This is a genomic window from Kaistia sp. MMO-174 (assembly GCF_037147815.1).
GTDB lineage: Bacteria > Pseudomonadota > Alphaproteobacteria > Rhizobiales > Kaistiaceae > Kaistia > Kaistia nematophila.
In genome coordinates, this window is sequence record NZ_JBBCUO010000001.1 from 195,980 (window position 1) to 209,445 (window position 13,466).

General features: G+C 66.5%; 10 protein-coding genes and 1 pseudogene. 5 read left to right on the forward strand and 6 right to left on the reverse strand.

What is annotated here, in order from left to right:
• Positions 1–31: 31 nt before the first annotated feature.
• Positions 32–2,470: a beta-mannosidase gene (locus tag WFK98_RS00765; protein ID WP_336798948.1), complete on the reverse strand. Its 2,439-nt coding sequence runs from the start codon at positions 2,468–2,470 to the stop codon at positions 32–34.
• Between the two features lie 205 nt (positions 2,471–2,675).
• On the opposite strand from WFK98_RS00765, the gene tal reads away from it, so the two are divergent.
• From tal to WFK98_RS00790, 5 genes are all read left to right on the forward strand, one after another.
• Positions 2,676–3,647, forward strand: a complete 972-nt coding sequence (tal, locus tag WFK98_RS00770; RefSeq protein WP_336798949.1) for a transaldolase — start codon at positions 2,676–2,678, stop codon at positions 3,645–3,647.
• A 231-nt stretch (positions 3,648–3,878) separates the two neighbouring features.
• The gene (locus WFK98_RS00775; protein ID WP_336798950.1) at positions 3,879–5,804 is read left to right on the forward strand and encodes a glycoside hydrolase family 127 protein; all 1,926 of its coding nucleotides are present in this window, start codon (positions 3,879–3,881) and stop codon (positions 5,802–5,804) included.
• A 112-nt stretch (positions 5,805–5,916) separates the two neighbouring features.
• Positions 5,917–7,161, forward strand: coding sequence for an NAD(P)/FAD-dependent oxidoreductase (locus WFK98_RS00780; RefSeq protein ID WP_336798951.1), 1,245 nt, complete (start codon positions 5,917–5,919; stop codon positions 7,159–7,161).
• A gap of 2 nt (positions 7,162–7,163) precedes the next feature.
• A complete protein-coding gene (locus WFK98_RS00785) occupies positions 7,164–8,180 on the forward strand; it encodes a 4-hydroxyproline epimerase (RefSeq protein ID WP_336798952.1) in 1,017 nt (338 codons plus the stop codon).
• 108 nt (positions 8,181–8,288) lie between these two features.
• Complete coding sequence (locus WFK98_RS00790) at positions 8,289–9,320, forward strand: NAD(P)-dependent alcohol dehydrogenase (protein ID WP_336798953.1); 1,032 nt, start codon at positions 8,289–8,291, stop codon at positions 9,318–9,320.
• Between the two features lie 86 nt (positions 9,321–9,406).
• Here WFK98_RS00790 and WFK98_RS00795 read toward each other — a convergent pair whose 3' ends face one another.
• From WFK98_RS00795 to WFK98_RS00815, 5 genes and pseudogenes are all read right to left on the reverse strand, one after another.
• Positions 9,407–9,775 (reverse strand): PRC-barrel domain-containing protein, encoded by a 369-nt coding sequence (locus WFK98_RS00795; RefSeq protein WP_266340593.1) that lies wholly within the window; start codon positions 9,773–9,775, stop codon positions 9,407–9,409.
• Between the two features lie 81 nt (positions 9,776–9,856).
• Positions 9,857–10,309 carry a MaoC family dehydratase gene (locus tag WFK98_RS00800; RefSeq protein ID WP_336798954.1) on the reverse strand — a complete coding sequence of 151 codons (453 nt, stop codon included), beginning with the start codon at positions 10,307–10,309 and terminating at the stop codon, positions 9,857–9,859.
• A gap of 156 nt (positions 10,310–10,465) precedes the next feature.
• Positions 10,466–11,200 carry an SDR family oxidoreductase gene (locus tag WFK98_RS00805; protein WP_266340591.1) on the reverse strand — a complete coding sequence of 245 codons (735 nt, stop codon included), beginning with the start codon at positions 11,198–11,200 and terminating at the stop codon, positions 10,466–10,468.
• Between the two features lie 30 nt (positions 11,201–11,230).
• Positions 11,231–12,337 (reverse strand): annotated as a pseudogene (locus WFK98_RS00810) (mandelate racemase/muconate lactonizing enzyme family protein).
• A gap of 22 nt (positions 12,338–12,359) precedes the next feature.
• A complete protein-coding gene (locus WFK98_RS00815) occupies positions 12,360–13,463 on the reverse strand; it encodes an ABC transporter ATP-binding protein (protein ID WP_266340589.1) in 1,104 nt (367 codons plus the stop codon).
• Positions 13,464–13,466 lie beyond the last annotated feature (3 nt).

The following is a 13,466-nucleotide window of genomic DNA, read 5'->3' on the forward strand; positions in this document are numbered from 1 at the left end:
GCGCCGTTTCTGTTTTTGCGGGTGGCGGCCGTCAGCGATAGGTTGCGCCCAGATGATGCACCGTCAGCTCGGCGGCCGTCGGGACGGAATGGCCCGCCTCCGCCTTGAAGGTCACGATCCGCGGTTCGCCGGGCAGGAGCAGGAAGCTCGCATCGTCGAAATGGCCGGGGATGCCTTCCGCCTCGGCGCGGACATGGAAGGCCGGCGCATCGGCCGATAGCTGGAAGCGACCGGGGCCGAGCTCGCGCACCGAGACCGTCGCCTCCGGCAGCTCGAAGCGCTTCGGCACGTCGGGGAAGACGACGACCTGGTGTTCCGGCGAGGCGACGCCGTCGACCTTGGCGTCGATCACGTAGAACCGGTCCTGCGCCACCGGCGCGCCGATCGCCATGACTTCGATGGCGCGGTCCGGCGGCACATGGCCCTTGGCATGGCGCTCGTCGATCAGCGTTCCCTCGAGGTCGAAGCTGCGCAGCCGCGTCTCCAGCACCACCGGAGCATGCCGGTCGTTGATGGCGCGGACGACGAGCTTACCGTCGAGCATGCGGGCGGCGAGCGCCACCGGCGCGAAGAAGCGCTTGGCGTGATAGTGCAGCGTCTTCCAGGCCAGCGAATGGTCGATCGACGACCAGGACACCGCCGGCCAGACATCGTTCAGCTGCCAGTATAGCGCGCCCATCGAATGCGGCTTCAGGCTGCGCCAGTAGCGCACCGCCGTCTCGATCGCCATCGCCTGCTGCAATTGCGACAGATAGACGAAGCTCTCGAAGCCGGAAGGCACGCGGAAATAGCGCGCCATTGTATCGATGATGCGCGAATTGCCGGCGCCGTCGCGCTGGTGGAACTCCATCACCGGCGAGGTCGCGTTCCAGTTCTCGCGACCGCCGGCGAAGGCGCGGATGCCGGTCATCGACGGGAAGGACTGGAAGCCGAACTCGGAGCAGAAGCGCGGCTGCACGGTGTAGTAGTGCTCGAAGTTCTTGTTCGAGTGCCAGACGTCCCAGAAATGCAGGTCGCCCGAACGGTCGTCGTGCCAGGCGTCGCCATAGTCCATGTCGCCGTTGCAAGGGCTGGACGGCCAGAAGCGGCGGTCGGGATCGCTATCCTGCACCGCCTTGTCGATCACCCGGTTCAGCCGGTCGTAGTTGACCAGGTAGCGGTCGCGGTTGTTGCGCGAGATCTCGAACCAGGTGAGCGAGCCGATCACCTCGTTGTCGCCGCACCAGATCGCGATCGACGGCCGGCTGGACAGGCGCTTGATCTGGTAGCGCAGCTCGGCGTCGACCTCGGTGAGGAATTCGGGCGTCGAGGGATATTGCGAGCAGGAGAACATCATGTCCTGCCAGATCAGCAGGCCGAGCCGGTCGCAGGCGTCGTAGAAGGCGTCGAACTCGTAGAAGCCGCCGCCCCAGAGCCGGACCATGTTCATGTTGGCCTCGACGGCGGCGGAGAGCAGCGCGTCGATGCGCTCCGGCGTGATCGCGGCAGGCAGCGAGTCGGCCGGGATCCAGTTGGCGCCCTTGGCGAAAATGTCGATGCCGTTGACGCGGAAGAACATCGAGGCGCCGACCTCGTCCTTCTCGGTGACGACCTCGAGCGTGCGGAAGCCGATGTTGCGACGGACCGTGTCGCCGGGGATCGAGACGACCGCCGGATAGAGCGGCTGCGCCCCGTGGCCGGCCGGCCACCAGAGATCCGGCTTGCCGACGTCGAGCGAGAGCCTTGCCTTGCCGCCATGCTCGGCCGAGACCTTCACGTCGGCGCGCGCCGTCTTGCCGGCCAGCTCCACGGTGAGCGGAACCGTCGCGTCGGCCTGCGCCAGCAGCTCGATCTCGGCGATCGCCGTCACCGTGCCGTCGGCGTGGTGGCGCTGGCGGATCTGCACCGCCTCGATCCGCGCCGTGTCGTAGAGATGCAGGATCGGCTCGGCGTAGATGCCGGTCACCATCAGGCAGGGCCCCCAGTCCCAGCCGCCATGGCACTGCGCCTTGCGGATCATGTTGAGGTCGGGAACCCGGTTGTTCGAGACGCTCCACGGAATCGGGAAGGGCTGCTTCTTCGCGCGCGCTATCGCCTCGGCGCCGGCCGGCGAGAAGCGGACGCGAAGCGCGTTGGCGCCTGGCCGGAGCGCGTCGGTCACGTCGATCCGGTGGCGGATGAAGCTGGAGCCGAGCGTCGCCACCGGCCGGTCGTTCAGGAAGACCTCGGCGAAGGTGTCGACGAACTCAAGCTCGAGCACGGCCCAGCTTCCGGCAAGGTCGGATGCGGCGACGTCGAACTGGCGGGCGATCTCCCAGCTCGCCTCGCCGACCCACTGCATGGCGGCCTCGTTGGTGCCGACATAGGGGGAGGGGATCCGCCCCTGCGCCACCAGCGCCGAATGGACGTCGCCGGGGATCGGGCAGGGGCCGAGCGCTTCGCCAGCGGAGTTGAAAAGCTGCCAAGGGCCGGCCAGGGAGAGTTTCGACATCAACGCGTTTCCTCAATGCGGTGCTGTTTCATTGGCGGCTCGTCCGGCAACCGGCGGCGATTGCGCGACGGACCGCGGATAACTGGTTACCGTGTTTGTTTTCGAGTGGCGAAGAAATTTTCGAGCTTCCATTTGTCCGGCGGGATGCTCATATGCCAAACAAATACGTGCGCATGCGCGCATGCCAGCCTTGGAGGAGCGTCCGATGACCTCGAAACTTGATCAGCTCAAAGCCATGACCGTTGTCGTCGCAGACACCGGCGATCTCGAGGCCATCAAGACCTATCGTCCGGTCGACTGCACGACCAACCCCTCGCTCGTCCTCAAGGCAGCCGAACTGCCCGCCTACCAGGACGTCATCGAGAATGCCATCTCCTGGGGCCGCAAGCAGGGCGGCACCAAGGACGCGGTCGCCGCGCATGTCGCCGACCGTCTCGCCGTCGCCTTCGGCGCCGAGATGTCGAAGCTGGTGCCCGGCCGCATCTCGACCGAGGTCGACGCCGACCTTTCCTTCGACACCGAGGCTTCGGTGAAGCGCGCCCGCGACATCATCGCGACCTATGATACCATGGGCGTTCCGCGCGAGAAGATCCTCGTCAAGCTCGCCTCGACCTGGGAAGGCATCCGCGCCGCCGCGATCCTCCAGAAGGAAGGTATCGACTGCAACCTGACGCTGCTGTTCTCGCTCGCCCAGGCCGTCGCCTGCGCCGAGGCCGGCGTGTTCCTGATCTCGCCCTTCGTCGGCCGCATCCTCGACTGGCACGTCAAGGCCTCCGGCAAGACGTTCGAGCCGGAAGAGGATCCGGGCGTCCTCTCGGTCCGCCAGATCTACAGCTACTACAAGCAGCACGGCATCTCGACCGTCGTCATGGGCGCGTCGTTCCGCTCGACCGGCGAGATCGAGGCGCTGGCCGGCTGTGACCGCCTGACCATCGCGCCGGCTCTGCTCGAGAAGCTCGCCGCCGACAACGGCACGCTGGTGCGCAAGCTCGACCCGAGCAACACCGGCGAGAAGATCGCCACCGTCGCCGCCGACGAGAAGAGCTTCCGCTGGGCGATGAACGAGGACCAGATGGCGACCGAGAAGCTCTCGGAAGGCATCCGCCTGTTCGCCAAGGACCTGCGCGCGCTGCGCGCCCTGATCGCCAAGCGCCTGGAGGCCGGCGTCCCCGCCTGATCACCTTCGGCTCAATTGGAAAGGCCGGTGCCCTCCGGGGCGCCGGCCTTTCTTTTTGGCCCGCCTTCCGGGCCGCCGCACCGCGTCGAATATTTTCTGCGTGCAGAATGTCGACAAATCGGCCAGATTGCATGCGACAGGATTGCGCAAAGGTTTTCTCAAATGGCTGCGGCTCGCCGACAAGGGCCGACGCGATCCATCGATCCCGCCAAGCGCGCATGGAAACGCCCGATGCAGACGACCGAAACCACCCATTTCCGCCGCCTCAAGCCCGTTCCGCACACGAGCGTCGCCTTCACGGACGGCTTCTGGGCCGAGCGCACGCGGATCAACCGCGAGACGACAATCCCGACCCAGTTCCAGCGCCTGGAGGAGGAGGGCTTCATCGAGGTGCTCGACGTCGACCAGCCGCCGAAGCCGCTGGTCCGGCCGATCAACGAATACGGCCTGTCGATGCAGATGTTCTTCGATTCCGATTTCGGCAAATGGATCGAGGCGGCGAGCTACAGCCTCGCCACCCATCCCGATCCCGAAATCGAGGCGAAGATCGATTTCCTCGTCGACAAGCTCGACCACGCCCAACTGGCGGATGGCTATCTCAATACCTGGTTCATCCGCCGCGATCCCGAAAAGCGCTGGACCAATCTGCGCGACTGGCACGAGATGTACTCGATGGGCCATCTCCTCGAGGGCGCCGTCGCCTACTATCAGGCGACGGGCAAGCGCCGCTTTCTCGACGTGATGATCCGCTGCGTCGACCACATCGCCACCGTCTTCGGCCGCGAGCCGGGCAAGCGCCGCGGCTATGACGCGCATGAGGAGATCGAGCTGGCGCTGGTGAAGCTTTTTCGCGCCACGGGAGAGAGCCGTTTCCTCGACCTCGCCCGCTATTTCATCGACGAGCGCGGTGCGCAGAACCCGCACTACTTCGACGAGGAAGCGAAGGAGTTTCCGGGCGGCAAACCGTTCAACTTCGGCACGTACGAATACAGCCAGTCGCACAAGCCGGTACGCGAGCAGGACGAGGTCGTCGGCCACGCCGTGCGCGCGATGTATCTCTACAGCGCCATGGCCGATCTCGCCGCCGAGGACGATGATGCGAGCCTCAAGGCGGCCCTCGACAAGCTCTGGCGCCACCTGACCAGTCGCCAGCTCTACGTCACCGGCGGCATGGGGCCGGCGGTCGAGAACGAGGGTTTTACCCGCTCGTTCGACCTGCCGAACGAGACGGCCTATGCCGAGACCTGCGCCGCCGTCTCGCTGGTGTTCTGGGGCCATCGCATGGCCGGAATCGATCTCGACGGGCGCTTCGCCGACCATATGGAACTGGTGCTGCACAACGGCGCCCTGTCGGGCGTGTCGCTGGCGGGCGATGCCTATTTCTACGAGAACCCGCTGGAGAGCCACGGCCAGCATCGCCGCTGGCGCTGGCATTATTGCCCCTGCTGCCCGACCAATCTCGCCCGCCTCGTCGCCTCGCTCGGCGGCTATGTGGCGAGCCATGACGACGAGAACGTCGCCATCCACCTCTACGCCGCCTCGACCATCGACCTCGAGGTGGCGGGGAGGGCACTGCGGCTGATCCAGCAGACCGCCTATCCCTGGGACGGCGACATCCGCATCACGGTCGAGGCCGACGCGCCGGTGCCGGCGACGCTCTGGCTGCGCATTCCCGGCTGGTGCCGCGACGCGACGGCAAGCGTCAACGGCGTTCCGGTCGATGTCGCCGCCCTGACCCGAAAGGGCTATCTCGGCATCCGTCGCGACTGGGCGGCGGGCGACGAGATCCGCCTGCATCTCGCCATGCCGGTCGAGGCGCTGCATGCCCACCCCGATGTCGGCATGGATGCCGACCGGGTCGCGCTCAAGCGCGGGCCCGTGCTCTATTGCGTCGAGGAGGCCGACAACGCCGCGCCGCCGCAGCATATGCGGCTCGCCGCCGGCGAAGCGAAGGCCGCCTTCGACGCCGGCAAGCTCGGCGGCGTGGTGACCCTGGCCGTCCCCGCGACGATCGACCGGACGGCCGACTGGCAGGATACGCTCTACCGGCCGAGGCCGGCCGAGACGGTAGCGGGCACCATCACCGCCATTCCCTATTTCGCCTGGGCCAATCGCGAACCGGGCGCGATGCTGGTCTGGCTGCGCGACGGGCGCTGACATCGTCGGCCGCCCTCTGCCGCGGGCAGGAGAGGGCGAGCCGCGGGCCTTGCCTCGGCTTTGCCCGGCGGGGCATGAAGGATCGTTGCGGACTGGAAAGGGCGGGGAGCGCATGCGGGTTGGAATTGTCGGGGCGGGGATCGTCGGGGTCGCCACCGCCCATGCGCTGCTCGACGACGGCCATGTCGTCGACCTGATCGACCGCGAGGGCATCGCGGCGGGCACCTCGGCCGGCAATGCCGGCTGGATCGCGCATCTCGACATCCTGCCGCTCGCCTCGCCCAAGGCCTGGCGCCATTTGCCGCGCTGGGCGCTCGACCCGCTCGGGCCGCTGGCGATCCGGCCGTCCTACCTGCCGGCGCTGACGCCCTGGCTCGCCCGCTTCGTCAGCGCGAGCCGCCCGTCCCGCATCGAGGCCTCGACCCAGGCGATCGCCACCCTGAACGGCCTGGCCCTGCCGGCCTGGCGGAAGCGGTTGCAGGCGGTCGGCCTCGGCCATCATCTGCGCGAAAGGGGGCTGCTCTCGGTCTGGGCCGATGCCGGCGGCTATCGCGCGGCGCAGCCCCTCTTCGAGCGCCAGCGCGGCCTCGGCATCGCGGTCGAGACGCTCGACGCGGCAGACCTGCGCAGGCTGGAGCCGGCGCTCGGACCGCGCGCCGTCGCCGGAGCGCTCTATCCGACCGGCTGCCATGTCTCCGATCCGCTCGATTTCACCCGCGCACTGGCGCAGGCGGCGCTGGATCGCGGCGCCGAATTGCGCAGGTTCGAGGTCGTCGATGTGCGCGCCGGCGGCGACAAAGTCACCCTCCGTACCTCTTTCGACACGCTGGCGGAGTATGATCGCATCGTCGTCGCGACCGGCGCCTGGTCGAAGCCGCTGGCCGCCTCGCTCGGCGACAGCGTCCCGCTCGACACGGAGCGCGGCTACAACGTCACGCTGCCCTCGGGACGGCTCGGCCTGACCCGGCCTGTAATGTTCGAGGGCGAGGGCTTCGTCACCACGCCGCTCGACACCGGCGACCGCGTCGGTGGCAGCGTCGAGTTCGCGGGGCTCGCGGCGGCGCCCAATTTCAGGCGCGTCGATGCCATTCTCGGCCGGTTGCGGCGCTTCCTGCCGGAGGCGGATCTTTCCGGCGGCACCCGCTGGATGGGGTTTCGGCCGTCGACCCCGGATTCGCTGCCGGTCATCGGCCGCGCGCCGCGCGATCCTCGCATCGTCTACGCCTTCGGCCACGCCCATCATGGCCTGACCCAGGCGGCGGCGACGGCCGAACTGGTCGCCGCTCTCCTGGCCGATCGGCGGCCGGATATCGACCTCACTCCCTATTCACCCGAGCGCTTCGCCAAGAGGTTCTGAGCATGGCTCGCCATACCTTCGTCTGCATCGACGGCCACACCTGCGGCAATCCCGTCCGCGTCGTCACCGGCGGCTCGATCCCGGTGCTCAAGGGCGCCACCATGTTCGACAAGCGCCAGCATTTCCTGGCCGAGTTCGACTGGATCCGGAAGTCGCTCTGCTTCGAACCGCGCGGCCACGACATGATGTCGGGCTCGATCCTCTATCCGCCGTCGAGCGACGATTACGACGTCGCGATCCTGTTCATCGAGACCTCTGGCTGCCTGCCCATGTGCGGCCATGGCACGATCGGCACGGTGACGACGATCATCGAGCATGGGCTCGTGACGCCGAAGACGCCCGGCCTGCTCCGGCTCGAGACGCCGGCCGGCCTGGTCGAGGCGCGTTATGTCCAGAACGGTCCCTATGTCGACAGCGTGACGCTGACCAATGTTCCGTCCTTCCTGCTTGGCCGCGGCTATGAGGTCGATGTCGAGGGCATCGGCGCGTTGACCGTCGACGTCGCCTATGGCGGCAATTTCTATGCGATCGTCGAGGCGCAATCGAACTACGCCGACCTGTCCGATCTCGAACCCTCCGACATCGTGCGGCTGTCGCCGAAGCTTCGCGCCGCATTCAATGCGCGGCACCAGATCGTGCATCCGGAAAACCCGGCGCTGAACAGGCTCACGCACGTGCTCTGGACGGGCAAGCCGAAGAACCCGGGCTCATCGGCGCGCAACGCCGTCTTCTATGGCGACAAGGCGATCGACCGCTCGCCCTGCGGCACCGGCACGTCGGCGAGGGTCGCACAACTCTTCGCGACCGGCCGGCTGCAGGAGGGCGAGGCCTTCGTGCATGAGAGCATCATCGGGTCGACCTTCACCGGCCGCGTTGCCCGCCAGACCACCGTCGGCGGCAAGCCGGCGATCATTCCGACGATCGAGGGCTGGGCGCGCGTCACCGGCTACAACACCATCTTCGTCGACGACCGCGATCCGTTCTGGGCCGGTTTCCAGGTGGTGGACGGAGAGGGCTAGGCGCGGCCGGCCTGCAAAGAAGTGTGATGTCCGCGACATCGGACTCGTAGCGTGAGGGGCGCCCCTCGGCTAAAACGACAATCCCGACGCCAATCTGGATCCGCCGCCATGCGTGCCCTCGTTCTTGAAGAAAAGCTGAAGCTCTCGCTCCGCGATATCGACCTCCCGCTCGAGGTCGGTCCGCGCGACGTTCGCATCGCCATCCACACGGTCGGCGTCTGCGGCTCGGACGTGCACTATTATACCCATGGCGCGATTGGCCCGTTCATCGTCAAGGAGCCGATGGTGCTCGGCCACGAGGCCTCGGGTACGGTTCTCGAGATCGGCTCCGAGGTGAAGAACCTTAAGGTCGGCGACCGCGTCTGCATGGAGCCCGGCATTCCCGACCTGACGTCGAAGGCCTCGAAGCTCGGCATTTACAATGTCGATCCGAGCGTCACCTTCTGGGCGACGCCGCCGGTGCATGGCTGCCTGACGCCGGAAGTCGTCTTCCCCGCCGCCTTCACCTACAAGCTGCCGGACAATGTCTCGTTTGCGGAAGGGGCCATGGTCGAGCCGTTCGCCATCGGCATGCAGGCGGCGACCAAGGCCAAGATCATTCCCGGCGACACGGCGCTGGTGATCGGCGCCGGTCCGATCGGCATCATGGCAGCGCTCGCCGCCCTCGCGGGCGGCTGCAGCCGCGTCTACATCTCCGACCTGGTGAACGAGAAGCTCGCCATCGCCGGCCAATATGACGGCGTCATCCCGGTCAACATCCGCGAGACGGACCTGAAGGCGAAGATCGCCGAGGAGACGGAGAACTGGGGCGTCGACATCGTGTTCGAGGCCTCGGGCAGCCCGCGCGCCTATGACGGCATCTTCAACTATGTCCGTCCCGGCGGCACCATCGTCTTCGTCGGCCTGCCGGTCGAGCCGATCGCGCTCGACATCGTCTCGGCCTCGGCCAAGGAAGTGAAGATGGAGACAGTGTTCCGCTACGCCAATGTCTTCGACCGTGCCCTGGCGCTGATCGCGTCGGGCAAGGTCAACCTGGTGCCGCTGATCACTGGCACCTATGACTTCGAGCAGTCGATCGCTGCCTTCGAGCGCGCCGCCTCGGCCAACCCGAACGACGTGAAGCTGCAGATCACCCTCTGAGGCTTCGCGCCTCATCGAAGGTGTAGGCAAAAAAAAGGGCCCCGGAGCGATCCGGGGCCTTTCCTATTCCGGCTAAGGAAGGCCGGTCACATCATCCAGTAGGGCGGGATGCCGTAATAGTCGTGGACCCGCTTTTCATAGTCGCGGTCGCCCCAGGCCGGTTCGTCGCCTTCGTCATAGGCGGGGCCGCCCTCCAGCTGTTCCTTGGTCAGGCCGACGACATAGCCGCCCTGTCGCGTATCGTATTTCAGCGTATTCCACGGCAGCGGATGGTATTTCTCGCCCAGGCCGAGGAACCCGCCAAAGGACATGATCGCATAGGCGACCCGTCCGGTCTGCTTGTCGATCATGATGTCATGAATATCGCCGAGACGATCGCCGGCGGTATTGTAGACGGCGGTGCCATCAACCTTGGCGGCGCCGATCAGCGAGCTGCTAACGTGGGTATGTTCCATCGTTTTCCTCCATGATCTCGAATTGATGGAGGGTCAACGTGGTGAGCGGACTCTGGTTCCCAAAGGGATCGTCGGTTTGTGTCAGGCCGTCATGGTCTTGCGGGCGACGAGATAGATGTGCTCGCAGGCAAGAACCGTCTCGCCGGTCTGCTTGGTGACGGTGACGAGCTCGGAGACGATGCCGTGGCTGGCGCGCTTCGGATGGTCGCGCTTGTCGACGATCTTCGCCTCGACGGTGATGGTGTCGTTGATGAAGACGGGCTTCACGAACCGCACCTTGTCATAGCCATAGGACATGGCGTGCGGGTTGATCGTCGTCGCCGTCATGCCGACCGCCACCGACAGGATCAGCGTGCCATGGGCGACGCGCTGCTTGAAGTCCTGCGTCGCGCACCATTCCGCGTCCATGTGGTGCGGGAAGAAATCGCCCGTCTGGCCGGCGTGGATGACGATATCGGCCTCGGTGATCGTGCGGCCCATGGTGCGGCGGGTAAAGCCGATTTCGTAGTCTTCGAAGTACTGCTCGACGATCATGATGATCCTGCGCATCGCGGGTTGAGGAAGACCCTCACCCAACCCTCTCCCGCAAGCGGGCGAGGGCTTTTCGGCCGGCGTATCAACGGACCGCAGTGCTGGTCGATAGCGTCCCTCTCCCGCTTGCGGGAGAGGGTAGGGTGAGGGACTTGGGTCTTAGTTGACCCAGCCGCCGTCGATGATGTGCATCTGGCCGGTGGTGTAGGTCGCCGTCGCCAGGTAGATGGCGAGGTCGGCGATCTCGCTCGGCTGGCCGATGCGGCCGATCGGCTGGCGGGCGATGAAGGCGGCGCGGGCGGCCTCGTAGTCGCCCTGGTCGCGCAGGCGCTGCTGCAGCGACGGGCTCTCGACCGTGCCGGGGCAGATGCCGTTGCAGCGGATGCCCTTGGTGACGTAGTCGGCGGCGATCGACTTGGTCAGGCCGACGGTGGCCGCCTTGGTGACGCCATAGGCGAAGCGGTTCGGCACGCCCTTGATCGAGCCGGCGACGGAGCAGATGTTGACGATCGAGCCGTCCTTCTGCGCCAGCATGCCGGGCAGGGCGGCCGAGATGGTGCGCCACATCGACTTGACGTTGAGGTCGTAGGCGAAGTCGAGATCGGCTTCCGTCGCCTGCTCCAGCGCGCCCGCATGCACGATGCCGGCGCAGTTGAACAGCACGTCGATGGTGCCGATCTCGGCGATCAGCGCCTTGACGTCGTCGTTCGACAGCACGTTCAGCTTGCGCGTGGTAATGCCGTCGACGCCGTTCAGTTCCGCCAGCGCCGTCTCGTTGATATCGGTGGCCCAGACGGTGGCGCCTTCGGCCGCAGCCTGTTCCGCGATCGCGCGTCCGATACCCTGTGCCGCTGCCGTGACCAGCGCGACCTTGCCTGCGAGCTTGCCGCCCATTGTCGTCCGTCCCTTTGGTTCGTCTTCAGATCAGGTGGTCTGGAAATTCGATCCTTCGACCGTCTGGCGGCCGATGGCGTCGAAATCCCAGGCGATGCCGAGACCGGCCTCGGCGCTCGGAATGGCATATCCGTCCGCGATCGTCATGCCCTTTGTCGTCAGGCTGTCCAATTGCGGGATGTATTCGACCCAGCGCGCATTCGGCACGGCGGCGCAGAGCGCAACATGCAGTTCCATAAGGAAGTGCGGGCAGACGACGACGTTGAACGTCTCCGCCAGGTGCGCGACCTTGAGTCAGGGCGTGATGCCGCCGATGCGGGCGACGTCGACCTGGACGACCGAGCAGGCGCGGCGCTGCAGGTAGTCGCGGAAATGCAGGCTCGAATAGAGGCTCTCGCCGACCGCGATCGGGATCGAGGTCGATTCCGACAGGCGGATATGGCCGTCGACGTCGTCGGCGGTCAGCGGCTCCTCGAGCCAGCCGATGTCGGCCGCCTCGTAGTGGCGCGCGCGGCGGATCGCCTCGTCGACCGAGAAGGCCTGGTTGGCGTCGGTGAAGAGCTCGAAGCCGGGGCCGACGGCCTCGCGCACGGCGTTCAAGCGGGCGACGTCCTCATGGATCGGCCGGCCGACCTTCATCTTGGCGCCGCCGAAGCCGTTCGCCTTGGCGCGCAGCGTGTCCTCGATGATCGACTCGACCGGCAGATGCAGCCAGCCGCCTTCGGTGGTGTAGAGGCGGATCTTCTCCTGCGCGCCGCCGGCGAGGATATGCACCGGCAGGTCGGCCTTGCGCGCCTTCAGGTCCCAGAGCGCCGTGTCGATGGCGGCGAGCGCCAGCGAGGTGATGGCGCCGACGGAGGTGGCGTGCGTGAGGAACAGCAGGTCGCGCCAGATCTGCTCGATCATGCCGGCCTCGCGGCCGATCAGGGCAGGAGCCAGCGTCTTCTCGATCAGCGACATGATCGCCGGGCCGCCGGTGCCGATCGTGTAGCTGTAGCCGGTGCCGACCGCGCCATCGGCATCGGTGATGCGGATGATCGGCGTTTCCTGGCTGACGAAGGACTGGATCGCATCGACCCGCTTCACCTTCGGCTTCAGGTCGACCATCAGTCCTTCGACGCGAACGATCTTTGCCATTGTCTCCCCCTGAACTCTCTTTTCAGACCAGCACGCTCTTGCCCGATGCCTTGTCGAAGACATGCAGGCGCGAGAGGTCGAGATTGAAGGTCAGCTGCTCGCCCGGCTTGACGAAGCGGGGGTTGAGCATCTTGCCCTGGACTTCCTTGCCGCCGAGCTCGGTGTAAAGCAAGGTCTCGGTGCCGAGCGGCTCCGGCAGGATGACCGTGCGCTCGATCGTCGCCACTTCATTGTCGCCATAAAGGCCGTAGCCGACCGGCGAGAACGCCTCGGCGCGGAAGCCGACGGTGATCGCCTGGCCGTCCGTGACCTTCGCCGCGGCGGCGGCGGGCAGGGCCAGCGTCACGCCGTCGGAGAGCTTCGCCACCTTGCGGCCGCCTTCGGTCGCGGTGGTCGCGTCGAGCAGGTTCATCGGCGGCGAGCCGATGAAGGAGGCGACGAAGGTGTTCTTCGGCTGCTCGAACACCTCGGCCGGCGTGCCGACCTGCTCGATGTGGCCATCCTTCATGATGACGATGCGGTCGGCCAGCGTCATCGCCTCGACCTGGTCGTGCGTGACGTAGACGATGGTCGTCTTGACCTTCTGGTGCAGCTTCTTGATCTCGACGCGCATCTGGCCGCGCAGCTTGGCGTCGAGGTTGGAAAGCGGCTCGTCGAACAGGAAGACGTCCGGGTGGCGCACGATGGCGCGGCCCATGGCGACTCGCTGGCGCTGGCCGCCCGAGAGCTCGCCCGGCGTGCGCGCCAGCAGCGGCGTCAGGCCGAGGATCTCGGCGGCTTCCGCCACGCGCTGCTCGATCGTCGCCGGATCCTGCTTGGCGATCTTCAGCGAGAACCCGAGGTTCTCCTTGACCGTCATGTGCGGATAGAGCGCGTAGTTCTGGAACACCATCGAGATGTTGCGCGCGCGCGGCGGCAGGTCGTTCACGACGCGGTCGCCGATCGAGATCGTGCCGCCGGAGATGTCCTCCAGGCCGGCGATCATGCGCAGCGTGGTCGACTTGCCGCAGCCGGACGGGCCGACCAGCACGACGAACTCATTGTGGGCGATCGTCAGGTCAATGCCGTGCACGACGCCGACATTGCCGTATTTCTTGACGAGCTTCTGAAGCTTGACCTCGGCCATATC